Raw genomic sequence first — 18,704 nt, 5'->3', positions numbered from 1 at the left:
GGTGTGCCTGTCCAGTGTGGGGGGTGGCCGGGTTGAAAAGGGTGTCGAATGCGTGTTCCACTTGGGCCGTGGGTTGGGACGCGCAGCCTCTGGTGGAGGCGGCCGATGAGCGGCCGCTGATCGAGCGGCGTGCCGTGCGGCGCGGGGATTTCTTCGAGATGCAGGCGCGCACGGTGATCGAGCGGGTGCCGGTGGGGGCGGGGATCGCGCAGCGGTGGGGGGTTTCGCCGTATCGGGGGTGTGTGCACGCGTGCCTGGGGTGCGGGGCGCGGGCGGGGCATCGCCGGTTGGGGCTGGATGCGGGGCGTGATTTCGACTCGCGGGTGGTGGTGCGGCCGAACACGGTGGCGCGGTTGCGGGCGGAGCTGGCGCGGTGGGGTGGTGAGCCGCTGGCGGTGGGGGTGGGTGGTGATCCTTATCAGCCGGCGGAGGAGACGTACCGGTTGATGCCGGGGGTGGTGGCGGCGCTGGCGGAGGCGGGGGTGCCGGCGACGGTGTATACGCGTAGTGCGCTGGTGTTGCGGGATGCGGGGGTGCTGGCGGGGTCGGGGGTGCGGGTGGCGGTGTCGATCGCGTTCGTGGACGAGCGGATCCGGCGGGTGGTGGAGCCGGGGGCGGCGGGGGCGCAGGCGCGGCTGGAGCTGGTGGCGTCGCTGGTGGAGGCGGGGGTGGATTGCCGGGTGCTGATGGGGCCGGTGCTGCCGTTGCTGACGGATGGGTCGGATCAGCTGGAGGCTACGGTGCGGCGGATCGCGCGGGCGGGGGTGCGTGAGGTGGAGCCGGTGGTGTTGCGGTTGCCGGCGGGCACGCGGGAGTGGTTCGGGGGGTGGCTGGAGGCGGCGCATCCGCATCTGGTGGGGCGTTATGCGGAGTTGTACGGGCGGGATGGGCTGCCCTCCCCCGCTTATGAGGGGCGGATTCTGGGGCAGATCGGCGAGTTGTGCCGGGTGTTCGGGTTGCGGTGCGGGCCGGGTGAGGCGGTGCCGCGCCGGCCGAGGTTCGGGCAGTTGTCTCTGGTGTGAGGGTGGTCAGCTCTTCTTGACGAGGGCGCTGCCCTTCTTCCATTCCTTGAAGGACATCTGCCAGAAGCCCCAGCCGTTGTTCCATTCGAGCTGGCGGTCGGTGCCGGTGATGTCGACGATGTCGCCGCGCTGGGAGTTGTCGTAGTACCACTTGGCCTGGTCGGGGCGGGCGTTGATGCAGCCGTGGCTGACGTTCTGGCGGCCTTGGGCCCAGATGTTGTCCTTGGCGTGGATGTATTCGCCGCTGCTGGAGATGCGGACGGCGTGGTCGATCATGACGTCGTAGTATTCGGGGTCGCCCTTTTCGCGTCCTGGGGAGATCATGCGGACGGGGTTGGCGCGCTCCATGGTGAGGTGGATGCCGCTGGTGGTGGTGTATTCGCGGGTGGTGGCCTTGCCGGCGCTGATGGCCATGGTCTGGACGCGTTTGCCGTTGCGGTAGACGTACATCACGTGTTTGGCGATGTTGATCTTGCTGACCATTTTGTCGCCGATGTTGATCTTGTAGTCGTAGTTCTTCATGCCCCACATGTTCTTGCCGGCCCTGACGCCTTCGAGTGCGGCGGTGAAGGTGACGGTCTGGTGGGGGGCCCAGTATTTGGCGGGGCGGTAGATGGCGTAGGAGTCGTCGATCCAGCGCCAGGCGCCGTCGACGGGCTTTTCGGCTTCGACGTGCAGGGCGCGTTCGACGGCGGCCTTGTTGGCGATGGGCTGGTTGAACCGCACCATGATCGGCATGCCGACGCCGACCTTCTCTCCCTTGATGTTGGGGGTGACGTCGGTGATTTCCAGGACGCGCTGGGGTTTGCGGGTGGTGAAGGCGCTGGCGGCGGTGGCGGCGCCGGCGGTGGCGGTGACGTTGTAGTCGGTGGCCGGCTTGAGCGGGGTCCTGGAGACCCACTTGGTGCGGGCGTCGTTGAAGGTGCCGTCGAGCTCCTGGCCGCCGGTTTCGACGGTGACCTCGTCGAGGGTGCCGCCGTCGGCGGTGACGACGACGCGTTTGCCGGGGTTGACCTTGGTGCTGCCCTGGGCGGGGGTGATGGTGATGGTGGGGGGTTCGGGGGTGGCGCTGGTGGTGGCCTGGGAGGCGCCGGGAAGGGTGTCACCGGCTGCGGAGCAGGAGGCGGTGAGGGTCGCGGCGGCGAGCAGGGCGACGCCGGTGGCGGTCTTCCTCCAAGGTGTCGTGTTGGTCAACGGAACCTCTCCCCACGTACTTTCAAACACTAAAAGACCTTAATGCTCCTGCCTGTATGACGAGCATTGGTTTAGGAGAGTTCAGTCACGTTTAGATCACTTCTCGGAGTGATCCGCAGGTCAGCGGGTGAGGCGGTGGGTGAGGCGGTGGGTGAGGCCGGTGTGGCGGCGGCCGGCGCCGCGGGTGCGCACCGCCTGGGCCAGGGCGCGGCGGGAGCCGACGATGACGACGAGCTGCTTGGCGCGGGTGATGGCGGTGTAGAGGAGGTTGCGCTGCAGCATCATCCAGGCGCTGGTGGCCAGCGGGATGACGACGGCGGGGTATTCGCTGCCCTGGGAGCGGTGGATGGAGACGGCGTAGGCGTGGGCGAGCTCGTCGAGTTCGTCGAAGGCGTAGTCGACGTGCTCGTCCTCGTCGGTCAGGACGGTCAGGGCATGGTCGTCGGGGCGGATGTCGGTGACGACGCCGACGGTGCCGTTGAAGACGCCGGCGGCGCCCTTGTCGTAGTTGTTGCGCAGCTGGGTGACCTTGTCGCCGACGCGGAAGACGCGGCCGCCGTGGCGGCGTTCGGGCAGGCCGTCGCGGGCGGGGGTGAGGGCCTGCTGGAGGGCGGCGTTGAGGGCGGCGGCCCCGGCCGGGCCGCGGTGCATGGGGGCGAGCACCTGGATGTCGCGGCGCGGGTCGAGGCGGAAGCGGCGCGGGATGCGGCGGGCGGCCACGTCGACGGTGAGGGCGGCGATCTCCTCGGGGTCTTCGCAGGGGAACAGGAAGAAGTCGTCGAGGCCGGTGAGCTGGGGGTGCAGGCCGGTGTTGACGCGGTGGGCGTTGACGACGACGCCGGATTCGGCGGCCTGGCGGAAGACCTGGGTGAGCCGTACGCGGGGAATGGCGGGGGCGGCGAGGAGGTCTTTGAGGACCTCGCCGGCGCCGACGGAGGGAAGCTGGTCGACGTCGCCGACGAACAGCAGGTGGGCGCCGGGGGCGACGGCCTTGACCAGCCGGTTGGCGAGCAGCACGTCGAGCATGGAGGCCTCGTCGACGACGACGAGGTCGGCGTCGAGGGGGTTGTCGCGGTCGTAGGCGGCGTCGCCGCCGGGGCGCAGCTGCAGCAGCCGGTGGACGGTGGTGGCGTCGTGGCCGGTGAGTTCGGCCAGGCGTTTGGCGGCGCGGCCGGTGGGGGCGGCGAGGATGACTTTGGCGCCTTTGGCGCGGGCGAGGGTGACGATGGAGCGGACGGTGAAGCTCTTGCCGCAGCCGGGGCCGCCGGTGAGCACGGCGACCTTCTGGGTGAGGGCGAGGCGGACGGCCTGGCGCTGCTCGCCGGCCAGGTCGGCGCCGGTGCGCTGCCGCAGCCAGGTTTCGGCTTTTTCCCAGTCGACGTCGGCGAAGGCTTTGAGCCGGTCGTGGCTGTTGTGCAGGAGGGTGAGCAGGGAGCCGGCGAGGGACTGCTCGGCGCGGTGGAAGGGCGGCAGGTAGACGGCGGGGACGTGGGTGTCGCCGGCGGGGACCTGTTCGCGTACCACTCCCCCGTTGCCGCCGTCGTCGTGGTCGGCGGCCAGCTCGTCGAGGCAGGCGGCGGTGAGCGGGGCGGGCACGTCGAGGATTTTGACGGCGTCGGCGGTGAGGTTGGGGGCGGGCAGGTAGCAGTGGCCGTCGTCGGCGGCCTGGGACAGGGTGTAGCGCAGGCCGGCTTTGACGCGTTCGGGGCTGTCGTGCGGGATGCCGACGGCCTGGGCGATGGTGTCGGCGGTCTTGAAGCCGATCCCCCACACGTCGTCGGCCAGGCGGTAGGGCTGGGTGCGGACGACTTCGACGCTGCGTTCGCCGTACTGCTTGAAGATGCGCACCGCGATGGAGGTGGACACGCCGACGCCCTGCAGGAAGATCATCACTTCTTTGATGATTTTCTGTTCTTCCCAGGCGTCGGCGATCATGCGGGTGCGTTTGGGGCCGAGGCCGGGGACTTCGGTGAGGCGTTCGGGGTGGTGTTCGATGACGTCGAGGGTGTCGGTGCCGAAGTGGTCGACGATGCGTTCGGCCATTTTGGGGCCGATGCCTTTGATGAGGCCGGAGCCGAGGTAGCGGCGGATGCCCTGGACGGTGGCGGGCAGGACGGTGGTGTAGGACCAGACCTCGAACTGGCGGCCGTAGCGGGGGTGGGAGGTCCAGCGGCCGGTGAGCCGGAGCGACTCTCCCACCTGGGCGCCGAGCAGGGGGCCGACGACGGTGAGGAGTTCGGCCGAGCGGCCGGTGGTCACGCGGGCGATGGTGTAGCCGCTGTCCTCGTCGGCGTAGGTGATGCGTTCGAGGACGGCTTCGAGGTGGGTAGCAGGGACACTGGTCGCACCCTCACGCACCGGACAACCCTCTCTTCGAACCGGATGTGGGGCCAGAGTAGAGCAGAGTGAGCGGGCGGTGGGTGGGCTGGTAGCGTGGGCGGCGGCTGCCGTTGCGGGCCTTTCGCCCCGCGCCGCCCCGGACGAGCGCGTCGTACCCGGCAAGACAAGACGACGTGGCCCCAGGTCAGCTCTCTCGCGGAGGTGCGCGTCATCGTGGCGTGGTTGGTTCTCGTGGTGTCGGGTCTGCTGGAGGCGGTGTGGGCGGCGGCGCTGGCGTCCTCGCAGGGGTTGACGCGGCTGCGGCCGAGCCTGCTGTTCCTGACCGCGATGACGGTGAGCATGGTGGGGCTGGGGTACGCGCTGCGGGAGATCCCGGTCGGCACCGGGTACGCGGTGTGGGTGGGGATCGGCGCGGTCGGCACCGCCGTGTACGGGATGGTGTTCCTGGGTGAGACGGTCAGCGTGGCGCGGCTGCTGTGCCTGGTGCTGATCGTGTCGGGTGTGGTGGGGCTGCGGTTCGTCCACTGAACGTGTCGGGGGGTGGCCTTGGGCGGGCGCGTGCGGGGCGTCGTCGCGGCGGCGCTGCTGCTGCTGGTGGCGGGGTGCTCGCCGGTGGCGGAGCCGCCGCCTGAGCCGGTGGCGTCTGCCTCCGCCGCGCCGCCGGACGGGTGCGCGGGCGGGCCTTCGCTGGGCGCGGGGCGGCACACGATGGAGTTCGGCGGGCAGGAGCGGGTGTTCCTGCTGTCGCTGCCCGAGGGGGCGGGGCCGCATCCGGTGCTGCTGAACCTGCACGGGCTGGGCTCGGGCGCGCGGGAGCAGGCCGCCTACAGCCGGTTGCCGCGCCGGGGTGCGGCGCGGGGGTATGTGGTGGTGACGCCGCAGGTGGCCGCGGACCGGATGGCGTGGACGCTGCCGCACGGGTTCGGGCCGGACGACACGGGGTTTCTGGGGGCGTTGCTGGACCGGCTGGAGCAGCGGCTGTGTGTGGACCGGCGGCGTCAGTTCGCGGCGGGGCTGTCGTACGGGGGCGGGATGGCGGCGGCGCTGGCGTGCGCGATGGAGGGGCGGCTGGCCGGGGTGGCCGCCGTGGCGGGGCTGAGCCTGGTGCGGCCGTGCCAGGCGCCGCCGCCGGTGACGCTGGTGGCTTTTCACGGGACCGCCGACCGGGCGGTTCCATATGAGGGCGGGCATCCGCTGCGGGACGCCTCCGGTGATCTGCGGAAGCTGGCCGATCTGGTGAAGCTTCCGCCGGTGCGGGAGACGGCCGAGGAGTGGGCGGCGGCGCTGCGCTGCCCGCGCCCGGACGTGAGCTCGCCCGTACGGTCGGTGACGCTGCGCGCGTGGGAGGGGTGCGAGCGGGGGGCGGCGGTGCGGCTGTACACGGTCAAGGGGGGCGGGCATACCTGGCCGGGGCCGATCGAGGTGCCGCGGCTGGGGGCGACGGCGCGGGGGCTGGACGCGACCGAGCTGATTCTGGACGCCTTCGACGCCGCTCCCCCGCGCTGACCTGGCTTTAGGGTGGGTGCCCATGACGCAGGTGGGGCAGGTGACGGCACGCGCGCTGACGCGGCGGCTGGCCGTCGAGCAGAGCGAGTCGCGTATCCCGTCGATCGTGGCGGCGGTGGTGCGGGACGGGCAGGTGGCCTGGCGCGGCGGCCGGGGCGGCACGGTCGGGCCGCGGGGGCCGGGCGGCGGGCCGACGGAGCGGACGCAGTACCGGGTGGGGTCGATCACCAAGAGCCTGGTGGCGGTGGTGGTGATGCGGATGCGGGACGAGGGGCTGCTGGAGCTGTCCGACCCGGTCGGCGCGCACCTGGGCGGGGTGGCGGGGGGTGAGGCGAGTGTGGCGCAGCTGCTGTCGCACACCGGCGGGCTGAGCGCGGAGCCGCCCACCGCGTGGTGGGAGCGCACGCCCGGGGTCGGTGCCGGTGAGCTGCTGGGCGGGCTCGGGCCGGAGCAGGTGCGGCACCGGGCGGGCCGCCGGTTCCACTACTCGAACCTGGGGTACGCGCTGCTCGGTGAGCTGATCGCGCGGCTGCGCGGGATGGGGTGGCTGGAGGCGGTGCGGGCCGAGGTGCTGGAGCCGCTCGGCATGCGTGACACGACCGCGCGGCCGCGCCCGCCGCACGCGACCGGGTACGCGGTCCATCCGTACGCGGACGTGCTGCTGGAAGAGCCCGAGCACGATCACGGGGCGATGGCGCCGGCGGGGCAGCTGTGGTCGACGGCCGGTGACCTGGCGCGGTGGGCGGCGTTCCTGACCGGCGGCTGCGAAGAGGTGCTGGCGGCGGGCACGCTGGCGGAGATGCGCGAGCCGGCCGCGGTCGACGACGGCGACGCCTGGACGGGCGGGTTCGGGCTGGGGCTGCAGCTGGCCCGGCACCGGGGGCGGCGGCTGGCCGGGCACGGCGGGTCGATGCCGGGGTTCCTGGCCGGGGTGTGGGCCGATCCGGCGGACGCGACGGCGGTGCTGTATCTGGCGAACGCGACCTCGGGGGTGAGCCGGGCCCTGCTGTTCGACCTGCTGGACATCGTGGAGGAGCTGGAGCCGCGGCTGCCGGCGGAGTGGCGGCCGGGCGGGGCCGACCCCGAGCTGCTGGCGCTGACGGGGCTGTGGCACTGGGGGCCGGTCCCGTACACGCTGCGGCTGCTGCCCGATCGGATGCTGTCGCTGGCGCCGGTGTCGGGCGGCGGGCGGGCCTCGCGGTTCGTGCCGCAGGACGACGGGACGTGGCTGGGGCTGGACGGCTATTACGCGGGTGAGACGCTGCGGGTGGCGGCCGATCATCTGGATCTGAACACGTTCGTGTTCACCCGCGAGCCGTACGCTCCGCAGGCTCCGGTACCGGGAGAGGTCGGGGACTGGCACACCCCCGCTCCTTGACGCCGGACGTCGACTCGCTGGACATCCTGCTCGGCGACCACGTGCCGCAGGCGGCGGCGGAGCTGCGCGAACGGGCCCGCCGCGAGGCCGCCACGTGGGCGGCCGGCCTGCTCGGGCCCGACCGGCCGCGCGCCGTCCACACCGGCGCGCGGCTGATTTCGGTCCTGTATCCCGGCGACGCCGCCTTCGACCCGCCGCCCGAATGGTGGCGCACTCCCCTGGGCCGGGCGATCGCCCGGCGTCTCGGCCATCCCTCCGCCGAACGCGTCCCGTACGCGGTCGCCGGGGCGATGCTCGGCATCACCCGTCAGGGCGTGCACGACCTGGTGCGGCGCGGCGAGCTCCGCCGCCACCCGGACGGGGGCGTCACCACCGGCTCGGTCCGCGAACGGCTCGACCCCGGAGAGACGCATGGAGACGATTCTTGACGGCGCCATCCCCATCGCCGTGCACGGCCACGGCGGCGACGGGCCGCCGCTGCTGCTGCTCCGCGGGGCCGGCGGCAACCTGCTCAACTGGCGGCAGGGGATCCCCTTCCTGGAGGGGGTGCGGCCGGTGGCGGTCGATCTGCGCGGTCACGGCCGCTCCGGTGACGGGCCGTGGACGTGGGAGGCCGTGCTGGGCGACCTGGAACACGTCGTGGACCGGCTGGGGCGAGGAGTTCCTCGACGGGGAGCGCGCCTTCGCCGCCGCCCAGGACGCCGACCCCGGCGCCTGGGTGGAGTCGCTGCGGCGCAACCTGCGCCGCGGCGGGGACGGGTGGCGGCTGCGGCCCGGGCCGGAGGTGACCGCCGCGCTGCGCGCCCTGCCCGGGTTCGCCGACGCGCTGCCCGTCTTCCGCCGGGTCGCCGTGCAGTTCCTCGTCGTCAACGCCATTCGCAACCCGCCCGTCCCGCCGCCCCTGGTCCCGCTCATGGACGCCTACCGGGCGGGGCTGCGGCGCACCCTGGCCGCCTTGGCCGCCGACCGGCCCTCGGTCGAGGTGTGTGAGATCGACGCGGGGCACGGCATGGTCGCGGAGCGGCCCGCCGAGGTCGCCGCGCTCATCACCGGGTTCGTGCGCCGCCACATCTGAGCTTGTCCCCCGCACGGGGCACGGCAGGACAGGTCCCGGTCGTCTCTCGCTGGCGTCCGGGACTGTCTATTGCTCGGCGTCTGCGGCGGTTCTCGGCTCCCGCGCCCGTCGTCCGGCTCTCCTTCCCCTCGGCTTTGCCGGTGCGGGCGTTGACCTGCATGGCGGGCGGAGCTGATAGTGGAAGGAGCGCGTAAGGGGAGTACCCGCCGTCCGACATCCCGGCCGTCAGCACGGTCTCCGCGCCGGGGGAGGCCCGGCCGGATGGCCCTGCCGCCCCACTGCGGCGGAGGGTGCGGGAAGACCTTCGTCCTCGTGGCCGCGATCCGCGCCAGGCCGAGGGGGAAGTCCTCATGTCGATCATCGTGCTGCTGGAGATCCTGGCCGGTGTGCTGCTGCTGTTCTGCGCGGTGGTGGCCGCCGCCGCGCTCTGGGTCCCGCCACCGGCCGCGCCGCGGCGGCCCCCGCCGTTGACCCTGCCAGGTCAGGCTCCCATTGAGCGGCCGGGGTAGGGCAGCGGCTGCGGCCGGTGAGGAGGCGGGCCAGGCCGCGTAGCATCAGCGGCCAGTCGAAGGAGGCGGGCCGACCCGGCCAGCGGCCGGTGAGGAAGGCGGGCCGACCTGCGCAGCATCGGCGGCCGGTCAAGCGAGCAGCCGGGCCAGCCTGTGTAGCGACAGCCGGGCCAGCGCGTTCACCACCGGACGGGCCAGCGGCCACAGCAGCCGCCCCACCGGTCCCAGCGGCGGGTGCAGCCGCTCGGCCCAGATCACGCGGCTGCCGCCCTCGTACGGCTGTACCCGGATCACCCCGTCGCCGCGCACCAACCGGCCCACGTGCCGCATCTCCACCACGTGCGGCGGCTCCCACCGGCTGATCGTCATCACGTCGAGGAACCTCAGCGGGCCCACCCCCGTGAACGCCTCCACCCGGTCGCCGACCTGCCGCGCCGACGTCAGCACCATCCACTCCCGGTGCCGCGGCCAGTCCGTCACCAGCGCGAACACCTGCTCCGGCGGTGCCGCCACCCGCGCCTGCGCGGCCGCGTACACGTAACCGTCCACCGTCCCTCCCCTCCTCCGCCGTTCCCGGCGGTGCACTCCGGCGTTCCCCGGTGGTGAACTCCGGTGTCCGTTCTCGCCCGAACCTGCTTGTGCCCGGAGGGCCGAACCTGCCCTCTGCTCTTCCTGTGACCCGGGCAAACCGCCTTTTCACCGCTCGTGGTCCGGTGTTGTGCCCGCTGGGGCATGCAGCGTCCCTCTCGTGCGGGCCGCCGCTTGCGTCCGTGCGTTATTCGTACGCACGAGAACCGGATGTTCCGTACGAGCGAAGCGGCGGTCAGTCCAGCCAGCGGCCCTCGCGCATGAGGTCGCGGCCCGCCAGCTCGTCCTCTTCACGCCACGCCCGCACCCAGACCGGGCGGACCCGGAAGTACAGGTACGGCGAGGAGAGGGTGCGCGGGTCGAAACCGGTCTTGGCGGCGAACGCGTCACCCGTCTCCTGGGACAGTTCCCCGGGCCGGACCGTCTGCGCGGTCCCGTCGATGAGCACCACGTCGCGTGTCAGTCCCACGCCGATCCGGACCCGGGGGTCGGCGAGCAGGTTGCGCGCGGTCGGGGACGCCGCGGCCGTGGAGATCAGCAGTGTCTCGCCGTCCCACAGGAACGACAGCGGCACCATGCACGGCCCTTCGCCGTCGACGCCCGCGGTGGCCACCCAGGCGTCGACGTCGTTCTCCAGCCGCAGCAGCGTGTCCTTCTTCCGTTCCGGGCGGGTGCGGGGCATCGGCATGGGCCTTTCTGTCGTGGATCAGGTGTGGATCACCACCTTGGCACGGGCCGGGTGCGCGGGGCGACGTCACGGCCGGTCGCCTGGCGCGGTCTGCAGGACCAGGGCGGCGGCCTCCTCCAGGCAGGACACCTCCAGCGCCGACATCGTCGGGTCCGCGGCCCGCCGCTCCACCGCCTGCGGCAGCCATGCTTCCAGCCGTTCCCGCCCGGCCGCGCCGGTCAGGGCGGTCAGCAGGGTCCGCACCTCGCCGGCCAGGTTCTCCTGGTCGGCGGGACCCTCGGGCGGAAGGTTCTCTCCGGTCCGCAGCACGTCGGCGGGACCGTCGAGCGGGAGGTCCTGTCCGGCGCGCAGCCCGTCGGGCAGGAGGTCCTCTCCGGTGAGCAGCACGGTCGCCGCCTGGGCCAGGATCAGCGCCGACATCGCCCAGTCCAGGCCGGGCGGGCCTTCCTGGCTGTTGGTCCAGTCGATCACCATGGGGCCGTCCGGGGTCAGCAGCACGTTGTCCGGGTGCAGGTCAAGGTGGAGGATGCGGTCGCCGGGGCGGGCGGCCAGGCGCGCGGGGAGCGCGTGCAGCTTTTCCAGCAGCCCGGCCAGGGTCTCCCCCGCCGTCCGGGCCGTCATCTGCCCGTGCAGCAGGGCCGCCAGCATCGTGGGGCCCTGCAGGCGTGGCATGACCAGGTCGGTGGGCAGGGGGCCCGGCTCGGCGGGCGGCACCGGGTAGCCCGCCGCGGCCAGGTGTGTCATCACCGCCGCCTCGCCGGCCGCCGTCAGGCCGGTGCGGTAGCGGCGCAGCACCCGGTTCTCGTCCAGCGCGTACACGTCGGCCGTGCGGCCGGTGCCCAGCAGTCGCATGGCCCGATCGTAATGATCAGGACGAGACCGCGGCCGGGAGGGCGGGCTACCGGCCGACGTAGGCGCGCAGGTGGCGGGCCGTCAGCGAGTCGCCCGAGGCCACCAGGTCGGCGGGCCTGCCGGTGAAGACGACCCGGCCGCCGTCGTGACCCGCGCCGGGGCCCAGGTCGACGATCCAGTCGGCGTGTGCCATCACCGCCTGGTGGTGCTCGATCACGATCACCGTGTTGCCGTCGTCGACCAGCCGGTCCAGCAGGCCCAGCAGATGGTCGACGTCGGCCAGGTGCAGGCCGGTGGTGGGCTCGTCGAGCACGTAGGTGGAGCCGTTCCTGGCCATGTGGACCGCCAGCTTCAGGCGCTGCCGCTCGCCGCCCGACAGCGTGGTGAGCGGCTGGCCCAGCCCCAGGTAGCCGAGGCCGACCGCCTGCAGCCGGTCCAGGATGGTCTTGGCCTGGCCGGTGGTGAAGAATTCGGCGGCCTCGGCGACCGGCATCTCCAGCACCTCGCTGATGTTCTTGCCGCGCAGCCGGTAGGCGAGGACTTCGGGGGTGAAGCGCTTGCCTTCGCAGTCTTCGCAGACGGTGGACACGCCGGCCATCATGGCCAGGTCGGTGTAGATGAGGCCGATGCCCTTGCAGGCCGGGCAGGCGCCTTCGGAGTTGGCCGAGAACAGGGCCGGCTTGACCCCGTTGGCCTTGGCGAAGGCCGCCCGGATCGGGTCGAGCAGGCCGGTGTAGGTGGCGGGGTTGCTGCGGCGTGAGCCGCGGATGGGTGACTGGTCGGCCACGACGACGCCGTCGCGGCCGGCGACGTAGCCGTGGATGAGGCTGCTCTTGCCCGATCCGGCCACCCCGGTGACGACGGTGAGCACGCCGAGCGGCAGGTCGACGTCGACGTCGCGCAGGTTGTGCAGGTTCGCGCCGCGGATGGGCAGCCAGCCGGACGGCTCGCGTACCTTCTCCCGCAGCGAGACGCGGTGGTCGAGGTAGCGGCCGGTGAGGGTGCCGGAGGCGCGCAGGCCTGCCAGGTCGCCGGTGTAGCAGAGCCTGCCGCCGTGTGAGCCGGCGCCCGGGCCCAGGTCGGCGACGAAGTCGGCGATGGCGATCATCTCGGGTTTGTGCTCGACCACGAGCACGGTGTTGCCCTTGTCGCGCAGCTTGATGAGCAGTTCGTTCATGCGCTGGATGTCGTGCGGGTGCAGCCCGGCGGTGGGCTCGTCGAAGACGTAGGTGGCGTCCGACAGGCTGGAGTTGAGGTGGCGCACCATTTTGACGCGCTGGGCCTCGCCGCCGGACAGGGTGGCCGACTCGCGGTCCAGGCTGAGGTAGCCCAGGCCGATCTCGACCAGGGAGTCGAGGGTGGCCAGCAGGGTGGCCAGCGCCGGGCCGACCGTGCGGTCGTCGATGCGGCGCAGGAAGGCGGCCAGCTCGTCGATCTGCATGGCCGAGCATTCGGCGATGTTGAGGCCGTCGATGCGGGCCGAGCGGGCGGCCTCGTTGATGCGGGCGCCGTCGCAGTCTGGGCAGCGCACCAGCTTGATCGCCCGGTCGGCGAAGGCGCGCTGCTGGCCTTTCAGCGACTCGCGGTCCTTGCCCAGGTACTGCTTGCGCACCCGGACGACGAGCCCTTCGTAGGTGAGGTTGCTGGTGCCGACCTTGACCTTGGTGGTCGGCTTGTGCAGCAGGTCCTCCCACTGCTGGGGCGTGAAGTCCTTCAGTTTCACGGCGGGGTCGTAGAAGCCGGAGTTCGCCATCACCTGCCAGTACCAGGAGTCGACGGCGAAGCCGGGCGCCTTGATCGCGCCCTCGTTGAGCGACAGCTCCCGGTCGACCAGTTCGTCCACGTCGATGTCGGTGATGTGGCCCAGTCCCTCGCAGGATGGGCACATGCCTTGCGGGGTGTTGAAGCTGAAGGCGTAGGCGGGGCCGACGTGCGGGGTGGCGATGCGGCTGAACACCAGCCGCAGCATCGTGTACGTGTCGGTGGCGGTGCCGACGGTGGAGCGGGCGTTGGCGCCCATCCGTTCCTGGTCGACGATGATGGCCGCGCTCAGGTTGTGCAGGGCGTCGACGTCGGGGCGGTTCAGCGGCGGCATGAAGCCCTGGATGAACGCCGTGTACGTCTCGTTGATCAGCCGCCTGGACTCGGCGGCGATGGTGTCGAAGACCAGCGACGACTTGCCGGAGCCGGACACGCCGGTGAACACGCTCAGCCGCCGCTTCGGGATGTCGAGCGAGATCCCGGCCAGGTTGTTCTCGCGGGCGCCGCGTACCTGGATGTGGTCGTGACTGTCGGCGGCGCGGTGGTCGGTGGTGCGCAGATCCTCGGCGATGGTCATGGCATCAAGTCTGTCATTGAAGTATCCAGTGGAAGGTTCTGCGGCGAATGGCCAGGATAGGCGGCGATAACCTTAAAGTCCGACGTAGCCCCTGATGTGGAAGGCGGGGTGTGCCGGTTGCGGCCCATCGACCTGGCGCGGATCGCGGGCCTGTCGACCCAGCAGATCCGCAACTACGCCGATTCCGGCATCCTGCCGCCCACTCCGCGTACCCCGGCCGGTTACCGCCGTTTCGGCGTCCGTCACCGGGAGGCGCTGCTCACCTACCGGGCGCTGGCCGCGGGGCACGGCTGGGACGCCGCCCGGGCGATCATGCAGGCCGTGCACGCCGGTGACGTGCCGCGGGCGCTGGCGCTCGTCGACGCGGGTCACGCCGGCCTGCACGATCAGCGGGAGGCCCTGGAGTCGACCGGCCGCGCCCTGGAGCAGGTGAGCGAGGGCCGGGCCGCCGTCCCGCGCGGGGATTTGCGCATCGGCGAGGTCGCCCGCCATCTCGGGGTGCGGGCCTCGGCGCTGCGGGTGTGGGAGGCGGAGGGGCTGCTGGCGCCCCGCCGCGAGCCCGGCACCGGCTACCGGCTGTACGGGCCGTCCGACGTACGCGACGCCCGCATGATCTTCATGTTGCGGCAGGCCCGTCACCCGCTCCCCCAGATCAGGCCCGTCCTCGACGGGCTGCGCCGCACCGGCAGCAGCGACGCCCTGCGCGCGGCCATCGCCCGCCGCCGCCAGGAACTGACCGCCCGCACCGCCGCGATGCTGGCCGGTGCCGCCCGCCTGCACGCCTACCTGGACGGCGATGACCCGGCACCCGCGACCGAGCCGGAGGGTGCCGGGGGAAACAGCTCTTGACCTGCGCCGGCGAGGGGCGCGTACGCGGGCGCGGACGAACCGGACGCCGGTCACGGACGGGTGGCGATGACGGACCGCGGCCGGCTGGAGGTGCTGATCGTTCGCGCGTGCGCGACCGTGGCCGGCGGAAGCGCCACCGGCCGCGCCCGCCCGGCAGCGGGCCGGGCCGACAGGGTCCGGAAGGCGGCCGGCCGCGCGGGCGCCGACGGATGGGGCGGGCTCAGGGTTTCCAGGTGCCGATACGGTTTAGGCGGCGGCGCTGCTGGGCCGCGGCCGGCGCGTCGAGGCCCTGGCCGCGGGCGGTGAGGCGGGCGGCGACCGCGGCGCGGTGTTCGGCGCTCTTGTGGTCGTCGTACTTGAACTTGGCGCGGACGCCGGTCACCTGCAGCCGCAGGCCGCGGATGCCCGACAGCAGGCGCCCGTAGGGCGGGCGGCCGGCGGCGACCTCGGCGTGGTCGCCGGGCTGGAAGCGGGCGAGCTGTCTGGTCAGCAGGTCGGCCTTGGCCTGGGGGTCGTCGACGAGGTGGGCGCGGCAGGTGAACTGGACGGCCGCGTAGTAGCTGGTCGGGACGCCGTCGCGGGGCGCAAGGCCGGGGGCGGCGCGCCAGGTGCCGGGGACGTAGGCGTAGTCGCCGATGACGGTGAAGGTCACCTGCGGGTCGTGCTCGACGGCCTGCCAGACCGGGTTCGGGCGGGCGAGATGGATCAGCAGGTCGCCGCCGTCGCAGACGAAGTGGGTGGGGACGACGACCGGCGGCTCGCCGGGCGGTCCGTTGACGGCGAGCTGGCCGAAGTCGTGGCCGTCGGCGATCCAGTCCCGCCACTCGGCCTCGTCCAGGCTCGCGTCCCACGGATGGGTCAGCATGCGCGGCTCCCCTCGGGGTGATGGACGGCTCGGGCCCGGGCCCCGAGCCTGCCACACGAGTGTGCCGCGCCGATCGGGGGTGCCGTCAGCGGGAGGCGCCGCCGGTGAAGGGCGGCTCGCCCTCCTTCAGGGGGCGGAAGCGCAGCGCCGACCAGACGGCGTCGACGGCCACCTGCCCGTTGGGGCGCAGCCCGTACTCGCCCGCGATGGGCCAGAGCGTGTCGCGGTTGATGTCGGCCTTGTTGCCCTTCGGGTAGGCGATCCAGAGCACCGGCGGCGCGGTCAGGCGGTCGCGGTGGGTCTCCAGCAGGTGCCGGGCCGAGGCGGCGTCGGCGGCGAACAGCACGCCCACGGCCGCCTCCGCCAGGTCCCCGGCGAACGCCGCGCCCTCGGGCAGGGGCGACAGGAGCGGGCGGTGCTCGCCGGCGGAGATCCACACGGTGGTGCCCGGTTTGACGAGCAGCTTCTGCGCGGTGGTCTTGGCGGTCATGGGTCAGGCCCTCTCGTAGGTCAGGTCCAGCACGCCGGTGGCGAACGTCTGGGACGCGGTCAGCTTGAGCGGGATGTGGTCGCCGTGCTCGAACAGGCGCTTGCCGGTGCCGCCCACGAGCGGGTGGACCAGCAGGTGCAGCTCGTCCAGCAGGCCCTCGCGCAGCAGCGACGCCACCAGGGTGGGGCTGCCGCTGATGCCGAGGTCGCCGCCGGGGCCTTCGCGCAGCGCGGCCAGCTCCTGGAGGGTGACGGCGGTGGTGTTCTGCCAGGCGGGGTCGGTGAGGGTGGCGGAGACGACGTATTTGGTGCGTTCGTTCATGAGGGCGGCCAGCGGGTCGGCCGGGTCCTGGTGGGGCCAGTGGGCGGCGAACTCCTCGTAGGTGCGGCGGCCCAGCAGCATGGCGTCGCAGCGGCCCATGAGCGTCTCGACCGAGCGGGCCATGTCCGCGTCGTAGTACGGGAAATGCCACTTCTCGGGTGACTCGACGACGCCGTCCAGCGTGATGTACAGCCCTGCGACGATCTTGCGCATCGTTGACTCCTCGGGTTTCGGGGTGCCCCCACCGTCCCACCGACAAATAAATTTGTCAAGAAGGCCGCAGGTCGCCCCAGCACATGAAAAGTCCGGAAAAATCAGGAGCCGAGGAAGCGGAGCACCGCCAGGATCCGCCGGCTGTACCCCGTCACATGCGTCAGATCCAGCTTGTCGAACAGCGCGTTCACATGCTTCTCCACCGCGCTCTGCGACACGTGCAGCGCGCGGGCGATCGAGGCGTTCGTCAGCCCCTGCGCCATCAGCTCCAGCACCTCGCGCTCCCGCGGCGTCAGCCGGGCCAGCGGATCTGCCCGGCTGGTGCGGGCCAGCAACTGCCGCACCACCTCCGGATCGAACGCCGCCCCGCCCGCGCCCACCCGCTCCAGCGCGTCCAGGAAGTCCGCGACCTGCGCCACCCGGTCCTTCAGCAGATAGCCGATACCCGACACGTCCGAGCTCATCAGCTCCGTCGCGTACCGCTTCTCCACGTACTGCGACAGCACCAGCACCTTCACGCCCGGCCAGCGCCGCCGGATCTCCAGGGCCGCGCGCAGCCCCTCGTCGGTGTGGGACGGCGGCATCCGCACGTCCACCACCACCGCGTCCGGCGCGTGCGCGGCCACGGCCGCCACCAGCGCCTCGCCGTCGCCCACCGCCGCCGGGACCTCGTGCCCCTCCTCCAGCAGCAGCCGCACCAGCCCCTCGCGCAGCAGCGTCGAGTCCTCCGCCAGGATCACCCGCACGGCAGCTCCGCCCTGACCACCGTCGGCCCGCCCGGCGGGCTGTCCACCTCGAAAGCGCCGTCCAGCGCCGCCACCCGGCGGCGCAGCCCCGACAGCCCGCCGCCGGACGCGCTCGCGCCGCCCGACCCGTCGTCGCGCACCCGCACGACCAGCGTCCGCCCCTCCCGCCGCACCGCGACCTCGATACGGCCGGCCCCAGCGTGCTTGTTGGCGTTGGTCACCGCCTCGCTCACCACGAAGTACGCCGCCGCCTCCACCGCCGCGGGCGGCCGCTCGTCCAGGTCGCAGGCCAGCGTCACCGGCACCGCCGACCTTTCGGCAACCCCGGCCAGCGCCTCGCCCAGCCCGAGCGCGTCCAGCCCGCTCGGATACACCCGCCAGGCCACCTCGCGCAGCTCGGCCAGCGCCTGCTGCGCCTCGGTGTGCGCCTGGCCCATCAGCTCCGGATGGCCGCGCCGGGCCCGGCCGATCAGCATCGACAGCGCCACCAGCCGCTGCTGCAGCCCGTCGTGCAGGTCCCGCTCGATGCGGCGCCGCTCGGAGTCGACCGCCGCCACGATGCCCGCCCGGCTCTCCGACAGCTCGGCGATCCGGCGCTCCAAAGCCTCGGTACGGTCCGGGCCGAGCAGCCGCACGGCCAGCCGCCGCTCCAGCACGTGCACCCCGGCCAGCCCCGTCAGGGCCAGGAACAGCAGGACGCCGCCCGCCGTGAAGAGGTAGACGGCCAGGGGCAGGGAAGCCGGCATCCCGTCGTACGGCTCGCCCCTGAGCCACGCCCACACCAGGCGGGCCGCGTGCCAGGCGCCGAACCCCGTCATCGCCAGCACCAGCGCGCCGAGCAGCCCGAGCGGCGCCCGCGCGGCCAGGAACAGCCGCACCCGCGAGCCGGTCCGCAGCAGGGCGGGGTCCAGCCGCAGGCGGCGCACCTCCAGGCGGGCCAGCCACCGCGCCGCCGCGGCCGTGCTTTTCGCGAACGGCGCCGAGCCCAGCAGGAAGAGCAATCCGGCCGGTGCGGTCAGGGCGCCGAGCATGACCGCACCGGCGACGCGCGCGCCGTCAGCGGCGAAGCGCATGGCGGCCCTTGCGCGCCTTGCGCAGCTCGATCAGCCGGACCGCCACGAAGACCGCCACCGCGAGCAGGACCAGGCCGAGCACCACCTTGGAGGCCACTCCCATGTACGCCTCGACCAGGTGGTACTGCTCGCCCAGGTAGTAGCCGGCCATCACGAAGATCGTGTTCCAGATGGCGCTGCCCGCCGCCGTCAGCAGCGTGAACTGCAGCACCGGCATCCTCTCCACCCCGGCGGGGATCGAGATCATGCTGCGGAAGATGGGGATGAACCGCCCGAAGAACACCGTCGCCCGGCCGTGCTTGAGGAACCAGGCCTCCGTCTTCTCGATGTCGGAGACCTTGACCAGCGGCATCTTCTCGGCGATCGCCACCACCCGGTCGCGGCCGAGCAGCGCGCCCACCCAGTACAGGGCCAGCGCGCCCACGACCGACCCGATCGTGGTCCAGATCAGGGCGTCGATCAGCCCCATCCCGCCCCGGCTGGCCGTGAAGCCCGACAGCGGCAGGATCACCTCGCTCGGAATCGGCGGGAACAGGTTCTCCAGCGCCACCGCCACGCCGGCTCCGGGCGCGCCCAGGAGCTCCATCAACTGCACAACCCAATCGACCATGCGGCCAAGAGTACGGAAGATCAGGAGGTCCCGTGCATGAGGCGGGC

20 protein-coding genes and 1 riboswitch are annotated in these 18,704 nt (G+C 72.7%); of the genes, 8 read left to right on the top strand and 12 right to left on the bottom strand.

Features of this window, described 5'->3' with window-relative positions:
* Positions 1-68 precede the first annotated feature (68 nt).
* The gene (locus tag AB0J42_RS03985; RefSeq protein WP_364288609.1) at positions 69-1,022 is read left to right on the top strand and encodes a radical SAM protein; all 954 of its coding nucleotides are present in this window, start codon (positions 69-71) and stop codon (positions 1,020-1,022) included.
* Between the two features lie 6 nt (positions 1,023-1,028).
* Here AB0J42_RS03985 and AB0J42_RS03980 read toward each other — a convergent pair whose 3' ends face one another.
* Entirely contained in the window at positions 1,029-2,216 is a 1,188-nt protein-coding gene (locus tag AB0J42_RS03980) for an Ig-like domain-containing protein (RefSeq protein ID WP_364288607.1), read from the bottom strand.
* Positions 2,217-2,336: 120 nt separating this feature from the next.
* Positions 2,337-4,574, bottom strand: a complete 2,238-nt coding sequence (locus tag AB0J42_RS03975) for an ATP-dependent RecD-like DNA helicase (RefSeq protein ID WP_364288605.1) — start codon at positions 4,572-4,574, stop codon at positions 2,337-2,339.
* Positions 4,575-4,673: 99 nt separating this feature from the next.
* A riboswitch (guanidine-III (ykkC-III) riboswitch) is annotated at positions 4,674-4,734 on the top strand.
* 35 nt (positions 4,735-4,769) lie between these two features.
* Here AB0J42_RS03975 and AB0J42_RS03970 point away from each other — a divergent pair.
* The 6 genes from AB0J42_RS03970 (at position 4,770) to AB0J42_RS03945 (ending at position 9,024) form a co-directional block, all read left to right on the top strand.
* Complete coding sequence (locus AB0J42_RS03970) at positions 4,770-5,084, top strand: SMR family transporter (RefSeq protein WP_364288603.1); 315 nt, start codon at positions 4,770-4,772, stop codon at positions 5,082-5,084.
* A gap of 30 nt (positions 5,085-5,114) precedes the next feature.
* Positions 5,115-6,062, top strand: coding sequence for a hypothetical protein (locus AB0J42_RS03965; RefSeq protein ID WP_364288601.1), 948 nt, complete (start codon positions 5,115-5,117; stop codon positions 6,060-6,062).
* A 22-nt stretch (positions 6,063-6,084) separates the two neighbouring features.
* Positions 6,085-7,440, top strand: coding sequence for a serine hydrolase domain-containing protein (locus AB0J42_RS03960; protein ID WP_364288599.1), 1,356 nt, complete (start codon positions 6,085-6,087; stop codon positions 7,438-7,440).
* A complete protein-coding gene (locus AB0J42_RS03955; RefSeq protein WP_364288597.1) occupies positions 7,437-7,868 on the top strand; it encodes a hypothetical protein in 432 nt (143 codons plus the stop codon). Before AB0J42_RS03960 ends, AB0J42_RS03955 begins: the two co-directional genes overlap by 4 nt.
* Positions 7,869-8,029: 161 nt before the next feature.
* Entirely contained in the window at positions 8,030-8,515 is a 486-nt protein-coding gene (locus AB0J42_RS03950) for a hypothetical protein (RefSeq protein ID WP_364288595.1), read from the top strand.
* Between the two features lie 350 nt (positions 8,516-8,865).
* Positions 8,866-9,024 carry a hypothetical protein gene (locus AB0J42_RS03945; protein WP_364288593.1) on the top strand — a complete coding sequence of 53 codons (159 nt, stop codon included), beginning with the start codon at positions 8,866-8,868 and terminating at the stop codon, positions 9,022-9,024.
* A gap of 129 nt (positions 9,025-9,153) precedes the next feature.
* On the opposite strand, the gene AB0J42_RS03940 is transcribed toward AB0J42_RS03945, so the two are convergent.
* The 4 genes from AB0J42_RS03940 to AB0J42_RS03925 all read right to left on the bottom strand — a co-directional run bounded on the left by AB0J42_RS03940 (position 9,154) and on the right by AB0J42_RS03925 (position 13,490).
* Positions 9,154-9,573, bottom strand: coding sequence for an SRPBCC family protein (locus AB0J42_RS03940; protein WP_364288591.1), 420 nt, complete (start codon positions 9,571-9,573; stop codon positions 9,154-9,156).
* Between the two features lie 274 nt (positions 9,574-9,847).
* Positions 9,848-10,300 (bottom strand): pyridoxamine 5'-phosphate oxidase family protein, encoded by a 453-nt coding sequence (locus AB0J42_RS03935; protein WP_364288589.1) that lies wholly within the window; start codon positions 10,298-10,300, stop codon positions 9,848-9,850.
* A gap of 66 nt (positions 10,301-10,366) precedes the next feature.
* On the bottom strand, positions 10,367-11,152 hold the full coding sequence (locus AB0J42_RS03930) for an aminoglycoside phosphotransferase family protein (RefSeq protein WP_364288587.1): 786 nt from the start codon (positions 11,150-11,152) through the stop codon (positions 10,367-10,369).
* Between the two features lie 46 nt (positions 11,153-11,198).
* Positions 11,199-13,490, bottom strand: coding sequence for an excinuclease ABC subunit UvrA (locus AB0J42_RS03925; protein WP_364288585.1), 2,292 nt, complete (start codon positions 13,488-13,490; stop codon positions 11,199-11,201).
* 108 nt (positions 13,491-13,598) lie between these two features.
* Here AB0J42_RS03925 and AB0J42_RS03920 point away from each other — a divergent pair, with 108 nt between their 5' ends.
* The gene (locus AB0J42_RS03920) at positions 13,599-14,339 is read left to right on the top strand and encodes a MerR family transcriptional regulator (RefSeq protein WP_364288583.1); all 741 of its coding nucleotides are present in this window, start codon (positions 13,599-13,601) and stop codon (positions 14,337-14,339) included.
* Positions 14,340-14,559: 220 nt separating this feature from the next.
* Here the strand turns inward: AB0J42_RS03920 and AB0J42_RS03915 are convergent, their stop codons facing one another.
* From AB0J42_RS03915 to AB0J42_RS03890, 6 genes are all read right to left on the bottom strand, one after another.
* On the bottom strand, positions 14,560-15,204 hold the full coding sequence (locus tag AB0J42_RS03915; protein ID WP_364288581.1) for an FMN-binding negative transcriptional regulator: 645 nt from the start codon (positions 15,202-15,204) through the stop codon (positions 14,560-14,562).
* An 85-nt stretch (positions 15,205-15,289) separates the two neighbouring features.
* Complete coding sequence (locus AB0J42_RS03910) at positions 15,290-15,694, bottom strand: hypothetical protein (RefSeq protein WP_364288579.1); 405 nt, start codon at positions 15,692-15,694, stop codon at positions 15,290-15,292.
* A gap of 3 nt (positions 15,695-15,697) precedes the next feature.
* Positions 15,698-16,228: a dihydrofolate reductase family protein gene (locus tag AB0J42_RS03905; protein WP_364288577.1), complete on the bottom strand. Its 531-nt coding sequence runs from the start codon at positions 16,226-16,228 to the stop codon at positions 15,698-15,700.
* A gap of 101 nt (positions 16,229-16,329) precedes the next feature.
* Positions 16,330-16,974 carry a response regulator transcription factor gene (locus AB0J42_RS03900; RefSeq protein ID WP_364288575.1) on the bottom strand — a complete coding sequence of 215 codons (645 nt, stop codon included), beginning with the start codon at positions 16,972-16,974 and terminating at the stop codon, positions 16,330-16,332.
* Positions 16,965-18,047 (bottom strand): histidine kinase, encoded by a 1,083-nt coding sequence (locus AB0J42_RS03895; protein ID WP_364288573.1) that lies wholly within the window; start codon positions 18,045-18,047, stop codon positions 16,965-16,967. The genes AB0J42_RS03900 and AB0J42_RS03895 overlap by 10 nt, the downstream gene beginning before the upstream one ends.
* Entirely contained in the window at positions 18,031-18,657 is a 627-nt protein-coding gene (locus tag AB0J42_RS03890; RefSeq protein ID WP_364288571.1) for a DedA family protein, read from the bottom strand. Before AB0J42_RS03890 ends, AB0J42_RS03895 begins: the two co-directional genes overlap by 17 nt.
* Between the last annotated feature and the right edge of the window lie 47 nt (positions 18,658-18,704).

The sequence above is a fragment of the Nonomuraea sp. NPDC049649 genome (assembly GCF_040675175.1).
In the GTDB taxonomy this organism is placed as follows: Bacteria; Actinomycetota; Actinomycetes; order Streptosporangiales; family Streptosporangiaceae; genus Nonomuraea.
The sequence above is the reverse complement of the archived record's forward strand: the minus strand, read 5'-3'. Positions and strand labels throughout refer to the sequence as shown.

Coding starts and splice junctions, on each gene's coding strand:
- AB0J42_RS03960 (WP_364288599.1), top strand. CDS start 6,085: ATGACGCAGGTGGGGCAGGTGACGGCACGCGCGCTGACGCGGCGGCTG.
- AB0J42_RS03945 (WP_364288593.1), top strand. CDS start 8,866: ATGTCGATCATCGTGCTGCTGGAGATCCTGGCCGGTGTGCTGCTGCTG.
- AB0J42_RS03935 (WP_364288589.1), bottom strand. CDS start 10,300: ATGCCGATGCCCCGCACCCGCCCGGAACGGAAGAAGGACACGCTGCTG.
- AB0J42_RS03930 (WP_364288587.1), bottom strand. CDS start 11,152: ATGCGACTGCTGGGCACCGGCCGCACGGCCGACGTGTACGCGCTGGAC.
- AB0J42_RS03925 (WP_364288585.1), bottom strand. CDS start 13,490: ATGACCATCGCCGAGGATCTGCGCACCACCGACCACCGCGCCGCCGAC.
- AB0J42_RS03915 (WP_364288581.1), bottom strand. CDS start 15,204: ATGCTGACCCATCCGTGGGACGCGAGCCTGGACGAGGCCGAGTGGCGG.
- AB0J42_RS03910 (WP_364288579.1), bottom strand. CDS start 15,694: ATGACCGCCAAGACCACCGCGCAGAAGCTGCTCGTCAAACCGGGCACC.
- AB0J42_RS03905 (WP_364288577.1), bottom strand. CDS start 16,228: ATGCGCAAGATCGTCGCAGGGCTGTACATCACGCTGGACGGCGTCGTC.
- AB0J42_RS03895 (WP_364288573.1), bottom strand. CDS start 18,047: ATGCGCTTCGCCGCTGACGGCGCGCGCGTCGCCGGTGCGGTCATGCTC.
- AB0J42_RS03890 (WP_364288571.1), bottom strand. CDS start 18,657: ATGGTCGATTGGGTTGTGCAGTTGATGGAGCTCCTGGGCGCGCCCGGA.